The organism is Burkholderia sp. AU39826, assembly GCF_020419965.1.
Taxonomy (GTDB): Bacteria; Pseudomonadota; Gammaproteobacteria; order Burkholderiales; family Burkholderiaceae; genus Burkholderia; species Burkholderia semiarida.
In genome coordinates, this window is record NZ_JAIZQG010000035.1 from 15,650 (window position 1) to 33,464 (window position 17,815).

Annotated in this window: 18 protein-coding genes; 11 read left to right on the forward strand and 7 right to left on the reverse strand. The window is 67.0% G+C overall.

The annotated features are described in order from the left end of the window. Positions 1–18 precede the first annotated feature (18 nt). From LGM42_RS32060 to LGM42_RS32070, 3 genes are all read right to left on the reverse strand, one after another. Positions 19–315: a flagellar protein FliT gene (locus LGM42_RS32060; RefSeq protein WP_059580649.1), complete on the reverse strand. Its 297-nt coding sequence runs from the start codon at positions 313–315 to the stop codon at positions 19–21. Between the two features lie 33 nt (positions 316–348). Then, complete coding sequence (fliD, locus tag LGM42_RS32065; protein WP_226234335.1) at positions 349–1,767, reverse strand: flagellar filament capping protein FliD; 1,419 nt, start codon at positions 1,765–1,767, stop codon at positions 349–351. Between the two features lie 194 nt (positions 1,768–1,961). Further along, complete coding sequence (locus LGM42_RS32070; protein WP_059580654.1) at positions 1,962–2,780, reverse strand: flagellin domain-containing protein; 819 nt, start codon at positions 2,778–2,780, stop codon at positions 1,962–1,964. A 542-nt stretch (positions 2,781–3,322) separates the two neighbouring features. On the opposite strand from LGM42_RS32070, the gene rpsU reads away from it, so the two are divergent. Next, the gene (gene rpsU / locus LGM42_RS32075) at positions 3,323–3,535 is read left to right on the forward strand and encodes a 30S ribosomal protein S21 (protein WP_006401410.1); all 213 of its coding nucleotides are present in this window, start codon (positions 3,323–3,325) and stop codon (positions 3,533–3,535) included. Positions 3,536–3,704: 169 nt separating this feature from the next. On the opposite strand, the gene LGM42_RS32080 is transcribed toward rpsU, so the two are convergent. After that, positions 3,705–5,828 (reverse strand): TonB-dependent siderophore receptor, encoded by a 2,124-nt coding sequence (locus LGM42_RS32080; RefSeq protein WP_124864322.1) that lies wholly within the window; start codon positions 5,826–5,828, stop codon positions 3,705–3,707. Positions 5,829–6,057: 229 nt separating this feature from the next. On the opposite strand from LGM42_RS32080, the gene LGM42_RS32085 reads away from it, so the two are divergent. Beyond that, positions 6,058–7,293, forward strand: a complete 1,236-nt coding sequence (locus LGM42_RS32085; RefSeq protein ID WP_226234336.1) for a PepSY-associated TM helix domain-containing protein — start codon at positions 6,058–6,060, stop codon at positions 7,291–7,293. A gap of 98 nt (positions 7,294–7,391) precedes the next feature. Here the strand turns inward: LGM42_RS32085 and LGM42_RS32090 are convergent, their stop codons facing one another. Further along, positions 7,392–7,994, reverse strand: coding sequence for a DNA-3-methyladenine glycosylase I (locus LGM42_RS32090; protein WP_059580665.1), 603 nt, complete (start codon positions 7,992–7,994; stop codon positions 7,392–7,394). A gap of 142 nt (positions 7,995–8,136) precedes the next feature. Between LGM42_RS32090 and LGM42_RS32095 the strand changes: the two genes are divergently transcribed. Together LGM42_RS32095 and LGM42_RS32100 are read left to right on the forward strand one after the other, a co-directional pair. Then, a complete protein-coding gene (locus tag LGM42_RS32095; protein ID WP_060310203.1) occupies positions 8,137–9,018 on the forward strand; it encodes a BadF/BadG/BcrA/BcrD ATPase family protein in 882 nt (293 codons plus the stop codon). A gap of 313 nt (positions 9,019–9,331) precedes the next feature. Continuing rightward, positions 9,332–10,156, forward strand: a complete 825-nt coding sequence (locus LGM42_RS32100) for a Cof-type HAD-IIB family hydrolase (protein ID WP_226234337.1) — start codon at positions 9,332–9,334, stop codon at positions 10,154–10,156. Between the two features lie 130 nt (positions 10,157–10,286). Here the strand turns inward: LGM42_RS32100 and aqpZ are convergent, their stop codons facing one another. Beyond that, entirely contained in the window at positions 10,287–11,030 is a 744-nt protein-coding gene (gene aqpZ, locus LGM42_RS32105) for an aquaporin Z (RefSeq protein ID WP_006489324.1), read from the reverse strand. Between the two features lie 299 nt (positions 11,031–11,329). Between aqpZ and LGM42_RS32110 the strand changes: the two genes are divergently transcribed. After that, positions 11,330–11,626: an H-NS histone family protein gene (locus LGM42_RS32110; RefSeq protein WP_021162849.1), complete on the forward strand. Its 297-nt coding sequence runs from the start codon at positions 11,330–11,332 to the stop codon at positions 11,624–11,626. 103 nt (positions 11,627–11,729) lie between these two features. Here LGM42_RS32110 and LGM42_RS32115 read toward each other — a convergent pair whose 3' ends face one another. After that, positions 11,730–12,794 carry a glycosyltransferase family 4 protein gene (locus LGM42_RS32115; RefSeq protein ID WP_059578080.1) on the reverse strand — a complete coding sequence of 355 codons (1,065 nt, stop codon included), beginning with the start codon at positions 12,792–12,794 and terminating at the stop codon, positions 11,730–11,732. A 665-nt stretch (positions 12,795–13,459) separates the two neighbouring features. Between LGM42_RS32115 and flhD the strand changes: the two genes are divergently transcribed. From flhD to LGM42_RS32145, 6 genes are all read left to right on the forward strand, one after another. After that, positions 13,460–13,780, forward strand: a complete 321-nt coding sequence (gene flhD / locus LGM42_RS32120; RefSeq protein ID WP_059578082.1) for a flagellar transcriptional regulator FlhD — start codon at positions 13,460–13,462, stop codon at positions 13,778–13,780. A 92-nt stretch (positions 13,781–13,872) separates the two neighbouring features. After that, entirely contained in the window at positions 13,873–14,427 is a 555-nt protein-coding gene (flhC, locus tag LGM42_RS32125) for a flagellar transcriptional regulator FlhC (protein WP_059578085.1), read from the forward strand. A gap of 191 nt (positions 14,428–14,618) precedes the next feature. Beyond that, complete coding sequence (gene motA / locus LGM42_RS32130; protein WP_060310200.1) at positions 14,619–15,479, forward strand: flagellar motor stator protein MotA; 861 nt, start codon at positions 14,619–14,621, stop codon at positions 15,477–15,479. A gap of 13 nt (positions 15,480–15,492) precedes the next feature. Next, a complete protein-coding gene (gene motB / locus LGM42_RS32135; RefSeq protein ID WP_059638390.1) occupies positions 15,493–16,512 on the forward strand; it encodes a flagellar motor protein MotB in 1,020 nt (339 codons plus the stop codon). Between the two features lie 16 nt (positions 16,513–16,528). Further along, the gene (locus tag LGM42_RS32140; protein WP_059578092.1) at positions 16,529–16,906 is read left to right on the forward strand and encodes a response regulator; all 378 of its coding nucleotides are present in this window, start codon (positions 16,529–16,531) and stop codon (positions 16,904–16,906) included. A gap of 33 nt (positions 16,907–16,939) precedes the next feature. Further along, positions 16,940–17,815, forward strand: an 876-nt coding sequence (locus LGM42_RS32145) for an Hpt domain-containing protein (protein WP_226234338.1), incomplete at its 3' end; no start/stop codon positions are given.

A 17,815-nucleotide genomic window follows, 5' to 3' on the forward strand; every position in this document is an offset into this window, starting at 1 on the left:
GGCGAGACGCCCGGCCGGTCACAGCATGCCGGCTTTCTGGTACTGGCTCGCGGCCTTGATCCGCTCCTGGGACTGCGCAAATTCCGCGGCCAGGCGGTCACGGTCGGTCTGCGCATGCTCCGTGATCGACGCGTCGATGGCCATGATCTGCCGCACGCGGTCCAGCGCGTCTGGCGTCTGCTCGCCGGACAGGTTCATCAGCAGCGGCGAGCGTTCGTCGGCGAGGGCCGCGACGCGCACCCAGTCGCGTGCGTCGGCCGCCGACTGCATGGCACGGGTCAGGTCGAAGGCGCGGGACAGGGTGTCGTTCGTCATGGTTCGGCTCCGAAGGGGCGGTGCGGCCAAGGCTTACTTGTTGTTGGCCAGCGCGCCGGCGCTGTTCTGGCCGCCGAACAGCTGGGTCAGGTAACGGGTGTTGTTCGCCATCGTCGCCATCAGCGTGTTCAGCGCGGTGAACTGCGCATTGTATTGCTTGGTCAACTGGTCCGAGTAGCTTTGCAGCTGCGTCGCCTGGGTCTGCACGCTCTTCAGGTCGGCGTTGATCGCGTTGGTGCGCTGGTCGATCAGGCCGGACGTCTGCGTGTACGAGTTGATGTTCGCATTGAGCGCCTGGGCGATGCCATTCGTCTGGTTGAAGATCGCCGCCACCGCTGAGCCGTTCGACTTGAGCGCGGTGGTCAGCGCGGCGGTGTCGACCGACATCGCGCCGGTCGAGTCCACGTTGATGCCGATGCTGCCGAGCGCATAGGTCGTGCCGCCCGTCGTGACGCCGCTGCTGAGCGTCGTCGCGAGCGTGTTCCTGATCGTGTTCAACATCGCGTCGCCGAGCAGCGGGCCGGCGGTCTTCGCCGTCGGGTCGTAGCTCGACAGCGATTTCGCGGTAGTCACGAAGTTGGTATACGCGGTCGCGAAATTGTTGATCGCGGTCGTCGCCGCGGCCGTGTCCTGCGACAGCGTGATGGTTTGCGTCGTGCCGACAGCGGCCTGCGACAGCGCCAGCGTGACGCCCGTCAGCGCGCCCGACACGTTGTTCGACGCGCTCGACACCGGCGTGCCGTCGATCGTCAGCTGCGCGTCGGCGGCCGGCGTGACCGTCGTGTACCCCGACGTCAGTTTCGAGTTGACGCCCGTGCCCGTGATCGAGATCGTGTTGGCCGCACCGGTGAGGTTCGACTGCATCACGAGATGCTGACCGTCCGAACCGGTGATGACCGATGCGGTGACGCCGGCATTGCCGGACGCGGAGTTGATCGACGACGCGATGTCGGACAGCGACGCGCCGGCCGCCACGTTGACGTTGAACGCGGGGTTGCTGCCGAACGTGATGCTCAGTGAGCCGGCCGAGATCGTGTCCGCCGCCGTCACGCCGGCCGACGACAGCTTGTTGGCGGTCGCGAGCTGCGTGACATTCACCGAATACGAACCGGCCACCGCGCCGCTGCCGCTCTTGATCGACGTCGTGATGCCCGTGCCGCTCGCCGTCGCGGCCAGGCTGCTGAGCGTGGTGCCGTTCGAGAGGCCGGTGAGCGCGGTCTGCAGCGCGGACAGCGCACCCTTCAGTTGGCCGATGGCGGACAGCTGCGTATTGTCGTTCGTCTGCCGGGTCTGCAGGGTCTGCAATTGCCCGGCCGTCTTCGCGTTCACCAGTGTCGTGACGAGCGTGTTGACGTCGAGCGACGAATTGGTCGCGCCGCTGATGATCGATTGACCTGCATTCGCCAGGATGGTGCTGATGTCCGTGCTGCTGACGGGGGTCGTGGTGGCCATGCCGTTGCTCCGGTCGTCCGCGCAGTCGACGTGCGCGATGCGGCGGGGCGCCGCGGTTCAATGCAAAGAGGGAGGCGCGCCTCCCTGGAGAATTCTGATCAGGGCGGTTGCGGCGGTGTCGCATCGAGTGCCGATGGCGACGCCGCCGTGCCCGGAGGCGGACGGGCCCGTGGCCCGCCGCGGGTGCTGCTCGATTAGCCGAGGAGCTTCAGGACTTGCTGCGGCAGCGAGTTCGCTTGCGCCAGAACCGAGATACCGGCTTGTTGCAGCACTTGCGCCTTGCTCAGGTTCGCCGTTTCCGTCGCGAAGTCCGCGTCGGTGATCTGCGAGCGAGCAGCGGTCATGTTGGTTGCCTGGGTTTGCGTCGTCGAGATCGCAGCCTGGAACGTGTTCTGTGCTGCGCCGAGCGTTGCCTGGAACGTGTTGACTTGCTTCAGTGCCGCGTCGATCGCCGTGATCGCCGATTGCGCGCCCGACTGGGTGGCGACGCTCAGGGTGTTCACGCTCATGCCCGTGCTGTTCCAGTTCGCCGTGCCGAAGTCGACGGTCACGACCTGGTTCGCTGCTGCGCCGATCTGGAACGTGACGCTGCCGGCGCCGCCCAGGATGGTCTGGCTGTTGAACGTCGTTTGCGATGCGACACGGTCGATTTCGCTGAGACGCGTCGACACTTCAGCTTGCAGGTTCGCGCGAGCGCCCGAATCCAGCGAGCCGTCGCCCGCTTGTTGCGCCAGCGTACGGATACGCTGCAGGTTGTCGACCGTCGATTGCAGCGCGCCGTTGGCGGTCTGGATCATCGAGATGCCGTTGTTCGCGTTTGCAACACCTTGCGTCAGCGCATTGATTGCCGCCGTTTGCGACGTCGAGATCGCCAGGCCTGCTGCATCGTCGGCAGCGGTGTTGATGCGCTTGCCCGACGACAGGCGGTTGATTGCTTGCGACAGTGCGCTTTGCGAGCCCGACAGATTCGTCTGCGTCGTCAGCGAAAGGATGTTGGTGTTGATGTTCAGCATTTGCTTCCTCGTTTTGGAAAATGCCTGGGATACAGACAGGTTCTGATTTCGGCGTTGCGCTTTATCGCGACTGGCGCTGCCCGCCTTTCCTGGTTGACGGCGGCACCCGGCGAAAACTTTAGAGGGATGCGCAAGGAAATTCGGGACCGAAGGGGCGGTTCGCCGCGACGTCCTCGCCCCGCATGGCCCGCAGCGATTCCCGGCCGACCGTGCGCCGGCCTCGCGGGGCGGCGTGCGCGGCCGCGTCGCACGGGGCGACGAGCCGGGATCAACAAAAGGATGGTTTTGTCTGTGATTTCCTGCTATGATGGCGGGCTGAATTGAGATTTCTGTCACGCCTTTGCCGTTTTCGGCATGTCTGCTGGCAGTCAAACGCGGCGCTGCACGCGGTTGTGAAGCGTACTCGCGGTGCTTTCCGCCTCTCTTTTCCGGCCTCCGAGGCCGTATTTCCGCTCGTTTCGCCTGTTGTGGGGACGCTCGGATGGCCGGTGCGTGGCGCTTGGCCGCTACGTTTTTGACCGTTTAAGCAATTTAGGAACGACATGACGACGATTCTTCTGAAAGAAAACGAGCCGTTCGAAGTGGCGATTCGCCGCTTTCGTCGCGCTATCGAAAAAAATGGCCTGATCGCTGAACTGCGTGAGCGCCAGTCTTACGAAAAGCCGACCGCAGTCCGCAAGCGCAAGAAGGCAGCAGCCGTCAAGCGTCTGCACAAGCGCCTGCGCAGCCAGATGCTGCCGAAGAAGCTCCACTAAGCGCTTCTGACGGTTCGCCGCGAAACGGCGGAGTGTGCCTCGAAAGAGGCCGCTCCGCCGTTTTGCTTTTGCCGGTCGGGAAAATCCCGAGGCCGGGGCGGTGAGCTTCCGCCCCGGCCGCTGCCGACGCACGGCGGCGGGCGGGCCTTGCGGCTGCCCGCCGCGGCGTTCAGAAGTCGATCTTCGCGCTCAGGCTGACCGTGCGCGGGTCGCCCGGCTTCACGTAGTCCGCGTACTGGTACTCCCAGTAACGACGGTTCAGCACGTTGTCGATCGATGCGCGCAACGTCACGTCGTGGCGGCCGACCCGCGTCAGGTAGCGCGCGCCCGCGTTGACGACGAGAAAGCCCGGCGCGTCGAGGCCGCCGGCCGCCCGCAGCGGCGTCGCGCCGGTGAATTTCGCGTCGACGCCGAGTGTCAGCCCCGGCACGCCAGGCACCGCATAGCCGACTTCACCGGCGAGCACGAAGCGCGGCGCGCCGGCAACCCGGTTGCCGTTGTTGCCGATCCCGTTCGCGTACCACGCGTCGAGCAGCATCGCGTCGAAGCCTGCATTCCAGTGCGCGCCGAATCTCGCGCGCGCGCCGACCTCGATCCCTTGAATGATCGATTCGCCATCCTGCACGTAGACGTTCGCGGCATTTGCGTATTCCGCGCTGCGCTCGATCCGGAACAGCGCGGCCGTCGCGCTCCAGCGTGCGTGCTCGCTCTTGATCCCGAGCTCGTACTGCTTGCTGCGCAGCGGCTTGAGCACCTGGCCCGCGTTCGCATAGACGTCGTTGACGCGGCTGCCGGGCTCGAGCGATTCGGCGTAGCTCGCGTACGCGGTGGTGGTCGGCGCGAGCTTGAACATCACCGCGAAGGTCGGCGTCACCACGCCGTTCTGGCGATAGCCGGGATCCTCGGCGCCGTTCGCCTGAAACGAGCGCTGCTCGTAGTTCATGTAACGCACGCCGGCGAGCACCGACCAGCGCTCGGTCAACTGCACGGTATCGCTCGCGAACAGCGATTTCTGCACGATCTCGCTCGTGCGGTACTGGACGAAGCCGTGCGGGCTCTCGTAGCGGTACGGGTTCGGCGCGTAGAGATTGCCGGCGCCGAGCGGCACGAACACGCTGTTCGCCGAATAGTCGTTCGCCTGCTTCTGCCACGACGCGCCGAGCACGATCTGGTGGCTGAACGGGCCCGTGCGCACCTTGCCCTCGACCATCGCGCGCCACTGGCTGAAGCGGTGATCCTCCATGCCGACGTAGCGGCTGTCGGTGTAGTTGCCGGCCGCGTCCTGCAGGTACAGCGTGCTTTCGTTGCGCCGGCGCGTCGCCTTGCTGTAGCTGTACGCGACGTCGAGCTGCCAGTCGGGCGCGAGCTGGTATTGCAGCCCGGCCGTGTAGAGCTGCAGGTTCGTGTTCAGGTACTGGTCCTTGCCGCCCAGGTTCGTCGACCCGCCGCTGATCGTGGCGGGCAGTGCGCCGCCCGGATAGCTGCCGGTGAAGATCGACGGCGTCTGGCCGGTCGTGCGGCGGTCCTGGTACAGCGCGCCGAACGACACGGAGAGGTCGCGCGTCAGGTTCGCCTGCAGCGCGAGCGACACGCTGTCGCGGCGGATGTTGCCGTCGTTGTACGTCTTGCCTTCCTCGTGCGTCGCATTCAGCCGCGCGCCGAACATGTTGCCGGGCCCGAAGCGCTGGCCGAGATCGACATGCTCGGTCCACACGTTGGTGCTGCGGTAGCCGATGTCGACGCTGCGCACCGGTTCGGCGCCCGGCTGCTTCGTCACGTAGTTGACGACGCCGCCCGGCGTCACGAAGCCGTACAGGAAGCCGCCGAGCCCCTTCAGCAGCTCGACGCGCTCGAGCTGCTCGTACGGCATCGTGATGCCGTACGTGACGAACGGCAGCCCATCGATCTTGTAGCCGTTCTGCCAGTCGAGCTGCATGCCGCGCACGGTCAGGTAGCTGGCCCACGCGCTGTACGCGCCGCTGTTGTCGGACACCGACGCGTCGTTCGCGAACACGTCGCCGAGCTTGTACGGCTGACGCGCCTCGAGCTCTTCCGACGTGACGATCGTGGTCGAGAACGGCGTGTCGAGCTGCCGGCGTGTGCCGAGCGCACCGGTCGAGATCGTGTCGGTCAAGTGTTGCGGCGAATCGTGCGCGGCCGTGATGTTGAGGGCAGGCAGCAGCGCGGCGTCGCCCGGCGAATCGTCCGCATGCGCGAGCGAGGCGGCAAGGCAGGCAAGGGCGGCGACGACGCGGCGTGGACGGACGGGAGGGCGGGCAAGGCTGACGGTCATGGCGAGCGAGTAAAAATGCGAGTAAGAATCATTCGCATTGAGTTAAAATGTTGCGCATCGTATCAAAACCCGCCGAACGCGCAACAATTCCACGCCGCGCACAAGGGCATCCGGCCTCGTCCGCCTGGGCCGGATGGCCGTTGGGCGGCGCCCGACCTGAAATGAACCGCATCCCGTCGAATCGGGGCCGTCGCTCGTGCCGGCCCGCTTTCCTTTCGCTGCGCACGCGATGAATGCGCTCCTGCGACCGTTGCTCGTGCGCCTGCACCGCTGGTTCGGGCTTGCCATCGCGCTGTTCCTGTTCGTCGCGGGGCTCACCGGCGCGCTGATCGCGTGGGACCACGAGCTCGACGCGGCGCTGAACCCGGATTTCTATACCGCGCGCAGCGGCGCTGCGCCGCTTGCGCCGCTCGAACTCGCGGCGCGCATCGAGGCGGCCGATCCGCGCGTGCAGGTGACCTATCTGCCGCTCGCGGTCGAACCGGGGCACACGCTGCAGGCGGGCGTGACGCCGCGTACCGATCCGGCGACCGGCCAGCCGTATGCACTCGGTTTCAGCCAGATCGCCGTCGATCCCGCGACCGGTGCGGTGCAGGGTCGCCGCGAATGGGGCGCGCCGTCGCTCGCGCGGCTCGACCTGATGCCGTTCATCTACCGGCTGCACTACTCGCTGTTCCTGCCCGTGTACGGCGGGATCAACTTCGGGTTCTGGGTGATGGGCGTCGTCGGCATCGTGTGGGCGATCGACAGCCTGATCGCGCTGGTGCTCGCATTTCCGAACCCGAAAAGCTGGCGCAAGTCGTTCGCGTTCCGCCTGCGGCGCGGCGGCTATCCGCTCGTGTTCGACCTGCACCGCTCGGGGGGCGTGTGGGTGTGGGGGCTGCTGCTGGTCGTCGCGGTCACGTCGATCTCGATGAACCTTGCCGTTCCGGTCGTGCGCCCGCTGGTCTCGCTCGTTTCGCCGCTCGCGGAAACGCCGTATACGAATCCCGAGCATTTCCCGCCGGCCCCGCCGGGCAGCCAGGTGCTGCCGCGCGAGCGGATCGTCGAGATCGCGCGCTCGGCCGGACGCGACGCGGGCCTCGCCGCGCCGCCGGGCGCGCTGTTGTTCGCGCCGGCGATGAACGCCTATGCGGTCGGTTTCTTCACGCCGGGCAACGACCATGGCGACGTCGGGCTCGGCAATGCGTGGCTGTACTGGAATGCGGTGACCGGCAAGCCCGTGGCGGCTCAGGTGCCGGGCCGCGGTTCAGCCGGCGACCTGTTCATGCAGGCGCAGTTTCCGCTGCACTCGGGGCGGATCGCCGGTGTCGCCGGACGGGTCGCCGTGAGCGTGCTCGGCATCGTGATCGCGATGCTGAGCGTGACGGGCGTCTGCATCTGGGTGAAGAAGCGCAGCGCGCGCGTGCGGGCTGCGCGGAGTGCGCGGCCGGGCGTGCCGGCGTCGTCGCGGGCGGCGCGGTAAGGGCCGAGCGGCAAGGGCCGAGCGTCAAGCAGTACGCGGACGGTGCAACCGACGCGGGCGAGCGGCGCGGCGCCTGCGCCCAGCGTGTGCCTGCGCCGTCAGCCCGCCTTGCGCCGGCGTGCCGGCTGCTTGCCGCCGAGCGCCGCGCATTGCGCATGGCACGGGCAGCCGGCTTCGTGATCGTTGACCATGCCGGTCGCCTGCATCAGCGCATAGCAGATCGTCGAGCCGACGAACTTGCAGCCGTACGCCTTCAGCGCCTTGCTGAGCGCGTCGGACTGCTCGGTCGAGGCGGGCGCGTCGCGGTACGACTGCCACGCATTCTGGATCGGCGTGCCGCCGACGAACGACCACAGGAAGGCGGCGAGCGACCCGTGCTCTTCGCGGATGCGCTGCACCGCCCGCGCGTTGGTCACCGCCGATTCGACCTTCGCGCGGTTGCGCACGATGCCCGGGTTTTCCAGCAATTTCTCGATGTGCCGGGGCGTGAAGCGCGCGACGGCGTCGACGTCGAAATCGGCGAACGCCTCGCGATAGCCCGCGCGCTTGTTCAGGATCGTCGACCACGACAGCCCGGCCTGCGCGCCTTCCAGGATCAGCATTTCGAACAGGTGGCGATCGTCGTGCGACGGCACGCCCCACTCGGTATCGTGATAGTGAGCGTCCGCTTCCGTCTTCACCCAGTTGCACCGCTGCGACATCGTCTGCCTCGTTTTCAGTGTCGATTCGATCGCGCCAGCATAGCGGAAGCCCTTTTGGCGGGATAGCCGGCCGAACGGCAGATGGGCGCGCGGCGCCGATCCGGTTAAGCTTGGCGCCTGTTCGAATCAGCGGGATGAAGGCATGGCGGCATTACTTTTTGCGATCGGCATCGACGGCGGCGGCACGGGCACGCGCGCGGTGCTGGCCGACCGGGCGGGGCGCGAGCTCGCGCAGGGGCGCGGCGGCCCGTCGGGGCTCGGGCTCGGCATCGAGCGGGCATGGGCATCGATCGGCGCGGCCTGCGCGGATGCGTTCACGCAGGCCGGTCTCGCGTTCGACTGGTCGCAGTGCGCGCTCGGCTGCGGGCTCGCCGGCGTCAACAACGCGGCGTGGCTCGCCGCGTTCCGCGCGCAGGCGCCGCTTGGCGCACTGGCGATCGAGAGCGATGCGTACACGACCGTCGTCGGCGCGCATGGCGGCGCGCCCGGGCTCATCGTCGCGCTCGGCACCGGCAGCATCGCGGCGGCGCTCGATGCGGCCGGCGCGTGCCGGATCGCGGGCGGCTTCGGCTTTCCGTCCGGCGACGAGGCGAGCGGCGCGTGGCTCGGCGTGCGTGCGCTCGCCTACGCGCAACAGGCGCTCGACGGCCGCGTGCCGCGCGACGCGTTCGCCGCGGCGCTCCTCGCGGAAACGGGCGCGCAGGATCGCGACGCGCTCGTTCAGTGGTCGTGCGACGCGAACCAGACGATCTACGCGCGTCTCGCGCCCGTCGTGTTCGCGCATCGCGCGCATCCGGTCGCGCGCGCGCTGATCGCGCAGGCCGGCGACGAGATCGGCAAGATGATCGACGCGCTCGATCCGCAGCAGGCGCTGCCGGTCGCATTGTGCGGCGGGCTGGCTGACGCGCTCGCGCCGGCGGTGCCGGCGCGGCACGCCGCGCGGCTGCGCGCGCCGCTCGACGATTCGGCGCATGGCGCGCTGCGGCTCGCGCTCCAGGCGTTGCGGGCGGCGGAGGGCGGCTAAGGCGAGCGGCTAAGGTGAGCGACTAAGGCGAGCGGCTAAGGTGAGCGGCTAAGGTGAGCGGCTAAGGTGAGCGGCTAAGGCGAACGGTTAAGGCGAACGGGGCGCGCGGCGGATGCCGCGCCGCCGCAGCCCGCCGCAGCCCGCCGCAGCCCGCCGCAGCCCGCCGCAGCCCGCCGCAACTCCGCCTCAGCCCCGCCTCAGCCCCGCCTCAGCCCCCCCAGGGCGGCGCGTGCCCGGCAACGACCCGGCGCGCTGCCGGGTACGACGTTAAAATGGCGCTTCCTCCGTGCCGCGCGCGCCACTCTCCCGCCCCATGTACAAAGTCATCGCCACCGATCTCGACGGCACGCTGCTGAACAGCGACCACCAGCTCGACCCGTACACGATCGACACCGTTCGCCGGCTCGACCGCGACGGCGTGCAATTCGTGATCGCCACGGGGCGCCACTATGCGGACGTCGCCGGCATTCGCGACGTGCTCGGCATTAGGCCGTACCTGATCACGTCGAACGGTGCGCGCGTGCATGCGCCGGACGACACGACGATCCACGCGCAGGACGTCGACGCGGCGATCGTTCGCCGCCTCGTGCAGCCCGAAGTCGCCGGCGCGCACGGCCGCGTGATCGTCAACCTGTTTACCAACGACGGCTGGCTGATCGACCGCGAAGCGCCGCACCTGCTCGAATTCCATCAGGATTCGGGCTTCCGGTACGAGGTGATCGACATGGCCGCGCATGACGGCGCCGCTATCGCGAAGGTGCTGTATATCGGCGAACCGGCCGATCTGGCGGTCGTCGCCGAGCAGATGCGCGTGCAGTTCGGCGATGCGCTGTACGTCACGTACTCGCTGCCCGACTGCCTCGAGGTGATGACCGCGAACGTGTCGAAGGGGCGCGCGCTGCGCACGGTGCTCGGGCGGCTCGGCGTCGATGCCGGCCACTGCATCGCGTTCGGCGACAACATGAACGACATCGACCTGCTCGAAACCGCCGGTCATGCGTTCATGATGAACAACGCGAATCCCGACCTGATCGCGCGGCTGCCTCACATTCCGCGGATCGGCAACAACTTCGACGCGGGCGTCGCCCGCCACCTGCGCACGCTGTTCTCGCTCGAAGACGACGTCGTCGCGTCCTGAGCGCCGGCCTCGTGCGCGTTTGCCGCGTGGAAATGAAAAACGGGCGCCAGGGGCGCCCGTTGAAATTGCCTGCCTCGATGTTCTTCGACAGCGTGAGGCTCGCTGCTCTGCTCGCTTGACCCCGTAGTGTTTATTCGCTTGTGCGAGCTGATGCGGGCAGCAGGTCGACGGCGTCGTCACGCCCGGCGACCAGCGGATAGATGATTCCGGCGAGTACCGCGCCGATCAGCGGCGCGACCCAGAACAGCCAGAGCTGGCCGATCGCGTCGCCGCCCACGAACAGCGCCGGGCCGGTCGAGCGCGCCGGGTTCACCGACGTGTTGGTGACGGGAATCGAGATCAGGTGAATCAGCGTCAGGCACAGCCCGATCGCGATCGGCGCGAAGCCGGCCGGCACGCCGCGCTTGTCGGTCGCGCCGAGGATCACGAACAGGAAGAAGCCCGTCATCACGACTTCGCAGATGAACGACGCGGCGAGCGAGTAGTGGCCGGGCGAGCGATCGCCGAAGCCGTTCGTCGCAAAGCCGCTGCCCACCACGTCGAAACCCGGCTTGCCGGTTGCGATCAGGTACAGCACGAACGCGCCGAGCGTGGCGCCCACCACTTGCGCAACGATGTACGGCGCGAGATCGCGCGCCGGAAAGCGGCCGGCGACCGTCAGGCCGACGCTCACCGCCGGGTTCAGGTGGCAACCGGAGATGTGGCCGATCGCGAAGGCCATCGTCAGCACGGTCAGGCCGAACGCGAGGGCGACGCCGGCAAAGCCGATACCGAGGCCCGGAAAGGCGGCGGCCAGCACGGCGCTTCCGCATCCGCCGAGCACCAGCCAGAACGTGCCGAATACCTCTGCAGCGAGACGCTGAGAAAGATTCATGTAGGGACCTCGTTCGAGTGGGTTGAAGACCCGGGGCGACGCAACGGATTTATTCGGTCGTCCGGAATTGGTCTGGATTATAGGAAATGAATCGGGCCCGGGAGGGTAAACGATTGTTAAATTTGAATGGCTGACGAATGCCTTTTATTAGAATAAGTCCGCATTCTCGATATAGGCGATTCGGTTAAAGATGGCAGCATTAATTTCGAAGGGCAGGGCGGCAGTGCGGATGACGTAACGGATGTTGGTGTCCCGGCCGGATTCGCCGGGGCCGCATCATCGAAAAGGGGAGTCGAAAAATGTCTCAATACGCGAAACTCAAGGCGCAGATCGCCGATCTGCAGGCTCAGGCGGACGACGTGCGCCGCCAGGAAGTGGCGGCGGTGATTGCCGAAGTCCAGCAGAAGATTGCGGAATATGGGCTGACCGCCCAGGATCTGGGCTTCGCGGAGCGGGCGAAGCGCGGGCGCCCGCCGAAGAAGGCGCCGCTGCCGCCGAAATACCGTGATCCGAAGTCCGGTGCAACCTGGAGCGGGCGCGGCAAGCCGCCGAATTGGATCGTCGGGAAAAACCGCGATCGTTTCCTGATCGAATGACCGTAAGCCAAATAGAAAGAGCCGCATCGTCGATGCGGCTCTTTCGTTTTACGCGCCGATTTCGCCTCGGTTTTTACCGCGCATTTCCCGGCGGATTTCCGTGTCAGGCGCCCGCAACCCGGCGCAATGCCGGCTGCTTGGCGGCCGCGCAAAGCGATTCGTAGGTTTCGACGTAACGCCGCGCCATCGCCTTCGCGCTGAAGCGCGTGTCGAACCGTTCGCGGATCGCGGTGCGCGACAGGCTGTCGATCCGGTGCAGCGCGCCGACCGCGCCCTGCACGTCCTCGACGATGAAGCCGGTCACGCCGTCCTCGATCACTTCCGGCACCGAGCCGCGGTTGAACGCGACGACCGGCGTGCCGCAGGCCATCGCCTCGATCATCACCAGGCCGAACGGCTCCGGCCAGTCGATCGGGAACAGCAGCGCCTTCGCGCCGGACAGGAACGCGGGCTTTTGCGCTTCGTTGATCTCGCCGATGAATTCGACGTGCGCCTGGTCGAGCAGCGGCTCGATCACTTCCTTGAAATAGTCGGCGTCGGCCTTGTCGACCTTCGCGGCGATCTTCAGCGGCAGCCCGCTTTGCGCGGCAATGCGGATCGCGGTGTCCACGCGCTTTTCGGGACAGATCCGGCCGAGGAACGCGAGGTATTCGGGCTTCACGTCCGGCTGCGGCGTGAGCAGCGTGTCGGGCAGCCCGTGGTACACGGTGCCGGCCCACGCGGCCTGCGGCAGCGGTTTGCGCTGGTTGTTCGAGATCGACACGACCGGCGAATCGGGGAACGCGTCGAACACCGGCTGCAACTCCGGCAGGTCGAGGCGGCCGTGCAGCGTCGTCACGTACGGCGTGTCGAGGCGCGACATTAGCGGGAACGGCAGGTAATCGAGATGGAAGTGCAGCACGTCGAATTCGTGCGCGACCCGGGCGACCTGCTCGAGGAGCCGCATATGGGGCGCCATCGAGTCGCGGACCGACGGGTCGAGCCGCAGTGCGCGCGGCCACGCCGCCTCGAGGCGGGCCGACGTGACGGAGTCGCCGCTGGCGAACAGCGTCACGTCATGGCCGAGTTCGACGAGCGCCTCGGTGAGATAGGACACGACCCGCTCGGTGCCGCCGTAGAGTTTCGGCGGGACGGCTTCGTAAAGCGGCGCGATCTGGGCAATTCGCATGGATGTTCTCCAGTGTCGATCCGGGGGGCGCGCTGGCGCCGATGGGGATCCCGTACAAGGTGGCGGAACTCGCCGACGCACGCGCTTCGCGGTACGTGGCCGGGCCCTGGGCGGGTGCGCGGGGCGCCGGACGGCAAGCTGCGGGGCGGGCCGGCACGGCTCGCGCCGCCGCCCATTGGAGTCCATTATCGATATCGCCCTGAGGGGTTCGAGTGTTTTTTCAAACACTTAAGGCTTGTTACACGATGAAATACGCGAAAACCCCGAGAAAAAGGGCACGGAATCATGAACCGAGATAGCCTCGACTATTGTTGCGCTATCGTGAAAAACCACTATAATTTTTACCGATCCGATTGCCGGCGGCCCTGCCGGCGAGCCTTCCGCCACCGGCGCGGCGGGCATCGGCCTCCTCGCAACCGAATCCGCGTTGCAACCCGTTTTTCCAATAGCGCCTTTCAATCGGCCTTGTCAGAAAAATTCCTACACGGTTTACAGACAAATCCTGCATGGCATACGCCACTTCGCTGATACCGACATAAATCCCGTTTGGCCAAAATTCGCCCTGTAAGACTATAAACGAGCCGACTGAGCGCCTGGTGCGCACTGATCGAGCAAACGTTTTCATAACATGAATGGCCAAAGCAACGCTCTTTAACGGGGGAATCATGGGCACCACCAGCGAAATGCTCAGTGAGATCAAAGAGGTCAACCTGTCGTACCTCCTCCTCGCGCAACGACTGCTGCGGGAAGACAAGGCGATGGGTATGTTCCGCATGGGCATTTCTCAGGAACTCGCCGACGTGCTCGCCAACCTCACGCTCGCGCAGACCGTGAAGCTGGCCGCGTCCAACCAGATGCTGTGCCGCTTCCGCTTCGATGATCACGCGCTGCTGTCGTCGCTCGCCGACAAGGGCCGCAGCGATGTCGTCGCGCACGCCCACTCGGCCATCCTGATGGCCGGGCAGCAGGTCGAAGGCGTCCGCTGATCCATTCCGCCTTGCGTTCGTCCCGGCGCGCCGCGCCGGCCGGCGGCGTATTGGCCATTCATTCGAACAACGTCAAGCGGACGGTTATCACCATGGCAAGCAAAAGCGTCGTGATCGAGGTGAAGGAAATCACCCTCGCCATCGAACTGATCGAACTGGGCGCCCGGCTGCAGCTGCTGGAGGCGGAGACGAGCCTGTCGCGGGACCGTCTGATCAAGCTGTACAAGGAACTGAAGGGCGTGTCGCCGCCGAAGGGGATGCTGCCGTTCTCGACCGACTGGTTCATGACGTGGCAGCCGAACATCCACTCGTCGCTGTTCTACAACATCTACCGGTTCATGCAGGACCACGGCCGCTGCGAGCCGATCCAGTCGATCGTGAAGGCGTACCGGCTCTATCTGGAGCACGTGAACCTGTCCGGCGACGAGGCCGCGCTGAGCCTCACGCGGGCATGGACGCTGGTGCGCTTCTTCGATTCGGGGATGCTGCAGATGACTCCGTGCACGCGCTGCGGCGGCCATTTCGTCGCGCATGCGCATGATCCGCATCAAGGTTTCGTGTGCGGCCTGTGCCAGCCGCCGTCGCGCGCCGGCAAGACGCGCAAGGCCGCCGCCGCGCGCGCCGAACTGGCCGCCGCCCTGGCCTGAGCGCCGCGCCGGGCAACGCCGGGCGGGGCGCGAGCGTCGCACGGGCGGCGCCCGCGGGCCGCGCGAATCGTCCGCGCACTGCTGGTAAACACCGTCGGGCCGCCGCCGGGCGGCCGCGAAAGTTTTCCTGCCGACTGCCGTAAACCTGTTTAACGGCGGTCTTCCCGCCGGTCTTTCGTGAGGGACAGGCAGTGCTGATTATCGTGGGAACACTCGTGACGCTGTTGTCGGTCTTCGGCGGTTATGCGCTGGCGGGCGGGCATCTGGGCGCCTTGATCCAGCCCATCGAGGTCCTGATGATCGTGGGCGCCGGCGTCGGCGCGTTCATCCTCGGCAACGGCGGCAAGACCATCAAGGCCACGCTGCGCGTGCTGCCGACGCTCTTCAAGGGCTCGAAATACACGAAGGACGTCTATATGGAGCTGATGGCGCTTCTTTACGTGCTGCTCGCGAAGGCACGCAAGGAAGGCACGCTGACGCTCGAGGCCGACATCGACGATCCGGAAAAGAGCCCGATCTTCACGCAATACCCGAAGATCCTCGCCGATCACCACATCGTCGAATTCCTGACCGACTACCTGCGCCTGATGGTGGGCGGCAACATGAACGCGTTCGAGATCGAGAGCCTGATGGACGAGGAGATCGAAACGCACCACGCGGAAGGCGAAGGCCCGGCACATGCGCTGATGCGCGTCGGCGACGCGATGCCGGCGTTCGGGATCGTCGCGGCCGTGATGGGCGTCGTCCACACGATGGCCTCGGCCGACAAGCCGCCCGCGGTGCTCGGCGCGATGATCGCGCAGGCGCTGGTCGGCACGTTCCTCGGGATCCTGCTGTCGTACGGGCTGATCGGGCCGCTCGCGAGCCTCGCGGAGCAGCGCGTGGCCGAGTCGACCAAGATGTTCCAGTGCATCAAGGTGACGATCCTCGCGACGCTGAACGGCTATGCGCCCGCGATCGCGGTCGAGTTCGGCCGCAAGGTGCTGTTCTCGACCGAGCGCCCGTCGTTCTCGGAGCTCGAAGAGCACGTGCGACGCGTGAAGGCGAAGTGAGGCGGAGCGACCGATGAGCAAGAGCAAGGATCGCGCGATCGTCGTCAAGCGGGTGGCCCCGGCGAAGAAGGGCCATCACGGCGGCGCATGGAAGCTCGCGTACGCGGACTTCATGACCGCGATGATGGCGTTCTTCCTGCTGATGTGGCTGCTGAGCTCGGTCACGCCGGTGCAGCTGAAGGGGATCGCCGAATACTTCAACATGCCGCTGAAGGCCGCGATCCTCGGCAGCGGCGACCGCAGCTCGCAGGATTCCAGCATCATCAACGGCGGCGGCCGCGACCTGTCGAGCGCGGACGCCGGCACGCTGCGCCGCACCGACGGCACGACGCCGCTTGCCGAGCGCCTCGCGAAGGCGGGCGACGAGCATTCGCGGTCGCAGGCGCAGGGCGCGCAGGACCGGCTCGAGCAGACGCGCCTGCACGACCTGCAGATCAAGCTGATGGCCGCGATCGAGGCCAATCCGACGCTGCGCCAGTTCAAGCAGCAGATCCGCATCGATTCGACGCTGATGGGGCTGCGCATCGAGATCGTCGATTCGCAGAAGCGGCCGATGTTCGCGATGTCGAGCGACCACGTCGAGCCGTACATGCGCGACATCCTGCGCGAGATCGGCAAGACGCTGAACGACGTGCCGAACCGGATCATCGTCCAGGGCCACACCGACGCCGTGCCGTACGCGGGCGGCGAGGGCGGCTACAGCAACTGGGAGCTGTCGGCCGATCGCGCGAACGCATCGCGCCGCGAGCTGATCTCCGGCGGCATGGACGAGGCGAAAGTGCTGCGCGTGCTCGGCCTTGCGTCGACGCAGAACCTGAACAAGGCCGATCCGCTCGATCCGGAAAACCGCCGGATCAGCGTGATCGTGCTGAATCGCAAATCCGAAGAAGCGCTGATGCGCGACGACGCGACGACGACGACGCTGTCCGCCGACGCGGCCGGTTCGAAGCTGCTCGCGCAGCAGCTCGGCGGCCCGACGCCGGCGGCGCGTCCGGTCGTGGCGAGCGCCGTGGCCGTGGCGCCGAAACCCTGACGTTTCCGAGACAGACATGATCCGAACCATTCTCGCCATCGACGACTCCGCGACCATGCGTGCGCTGCTGCAGGCGACGCTTGCGCAGGCCGGCTACGACGTGACGGTGGCGCCGGACGGCGAAGCCGGCTTCGACATGGCGGCGACGGCGCCGTACGACCTGGTCCTGACCGACCAGAACATGCCGCGCAAGAGCGGGCTCGAGGTGATCGCCGCGCTGCGCAAGCTGAGCGCGTACGCGGACACGCCGATCCTCATCCTGACGACCGAGGGCAGCGACGCGTTCAAGGACGCGGCACGCGACGCGGGCGCGACCGGCTGGATCGAAAAGCCGATCGACCCGGGCGTGCTGGTCGACCTGGTCGCCACGCTGTCCGAGCCGGCTGCCTCCTGACATGAACGCGACGAATTCAACCGGTGACCGGGCATGACTCTCGACATCACTCAGTTCTACCAGACCTTTTTCGACGAAGCGGACGAGTTGCTCGCGCAGATGGAGCAGCTGCTGCTGAACCTGGACGTCGATTCGCCCGATCCCGAGGATCTGGCGGCGATCTTCCGCGCCGCGCATTCGATCAAGGGCGGCGCGGCGACGTTCGGCTTTTCCGCGCTGACCGATACGACGCACATCCTCGAATCGCTGCTCGACCGCGCGCGCAACCATGAGCTGACGCTGACCAAGGAGATGGTCGACGCGTTCCTGGAAACGAAGGACGTGCTGTCCGACCAGCTCGTCGACTACCGCGCGAGCGCCGAACCGGACGCGGCCGCCGCCGCGGCGATCTGCGCGAAGCTCGAGCGGCTGAAGGCCGAAAGCGGCTCGGGCGCGCCCGCGGCAGCCGAGCCGGCGCCGGCCGCGCCTATGCCGGTCGCCGCCGCCGTGGCGCCGGCCGCCGAGCCCGTCGCAAGCGGCGATCGCGCGCCCGACCATGTGGTCGAGCAAGCCGTCGCGGCCGCGCATCCGGCGGCTGACGCCGATGCCGACGGCCCGCACCTGAAGATCACGCTGGTCGGCGTCGACGCGAAGGATCAGGCGCTGCTCACCGAGGAACTCGGCAACCTCGGCCGGATCGTCGGCCGCGAGGAAGCGGGCGCGGACCTGTCGCTGTGGGTCGAATCGGAGGTGCCGTCCGACGACATCGTCGCCGTGTGCTGCTTCGTGATCGACGAAAGCCAGATTCGCGTCGCACGCGGCACGGCGCCGGCCGCCGCCGGCGATGCGAAGGACGCCGCCGCAGTGGCCGCCGCCCCGGCCGCCGCGGCCGCGCCGCCCGCACGCGTCGAGGTGTTCGCGCCGCAGGCC

Coding starts and splice junctions, on each gene's coding strand:
- LGM42_RS32060 (WP_059580649.1), bottom strand. CDS start 315: ATGACGAACGACACCCTGTCCCGCGCCTTCGACCTGACCCGTGCCATG.
- fliD (WP_226234335.1), bottom strand. CDS start 1,767: ATGGCCACCACGACCCCCGTCAGCAGCACGGACATCAGCACCATCCTG.
- LGM42_RS32070 (WP_059580654.1), bottom strand. CDS start 2,780: ATGCTGAACATCAACACCAACATCCTTTCGCTGACGACGCAGACGAAT.
- rpsU (WP_006401410.1), top strand. CDS start 3,323: ATGACGACGATTCTTCTGAAAGAAAACGAGCCGTTCGAAGTGGCGATT.
- LGM42_RS32080 (WP_124864322.1), bottom strand. CDS start 5,828: ATGACCGTCAGCCTTGCCCGCCCTCCCGTCCGTCCACGCCGCGTCGTC.
- LGM42_RS32085 (WP_226234336.1), top strand. CDS start 6,058: ATGAATGCGCTCCTGCGACCGTTGCTCGTGCGCCTGCACCGCTGGTTC.
- LGM42_RS32090 (WP_059580665.1), bottom strand. CDS start 7,994: ATGTCGCAGCGGTGCAACTGGGTGAAGACGGAAGCGGACGCTCACTAT.
- LGM42_RS32095 (WP_060310203.1), top strand. CDS start 8,137: ATGGCGGCATTACTTTTTGCGATCGGCATCGACGGCGGCGGCACGGGC.
- LGM42_RS32100 (WP_226234337.1), top strand. CDS start 9,332: ATGTACAAAGTCATCGCCACCGATCTCGACGGCACGCTGCTGAACAGC.
- aqpZ (WP_006489324.1), bottom strand. CDS start 11,030: ATGAATCTTTCTCAGCGTCTCGCTGCAGAGGTATTCGGCACGTTCTGG.
- LGM42_RS32110 (WP_021162849.1), top strand. CDS start 11,330: ATGTCTCAATACGCGAAACTCAAGGCGCAGATCGCCGATCTGCAGGCT.
- LGM42_RS32115 (WP_059578080.1), bottom strand. CDS start 12,794: ATGCGAATTGCCCAGATCGCGCCGCTTTACGAAGCCGTCCCGCCGAAA.
- flhD (WP_059578082.1), top strand. CDS start 13,460: ATGGGCACCACCAGCGAAATGCTCAGTGAGATCAAAGAGGTCAACCTG.
- flhC (WP_059578085.1), top strand. CDS start 13,873: ATGGCAAGCAAAAGCGTCGTGATCGAGGTGAAGGAAATCACCCTCGCC.
- motB (WP_059638390.1), top strand. CDS start 15,493: ATGAGCAAGAGCAAGGATCGCGCGATCGTCGTCAAGCGGGTGGCCCCG.
- LGM42_RS32140 (WP_059578092.1), top strand. CDS start 16,529: ATGATCCGAACCATTCTCGCCATCGACGACTCCGCGACCATGCGTGCG.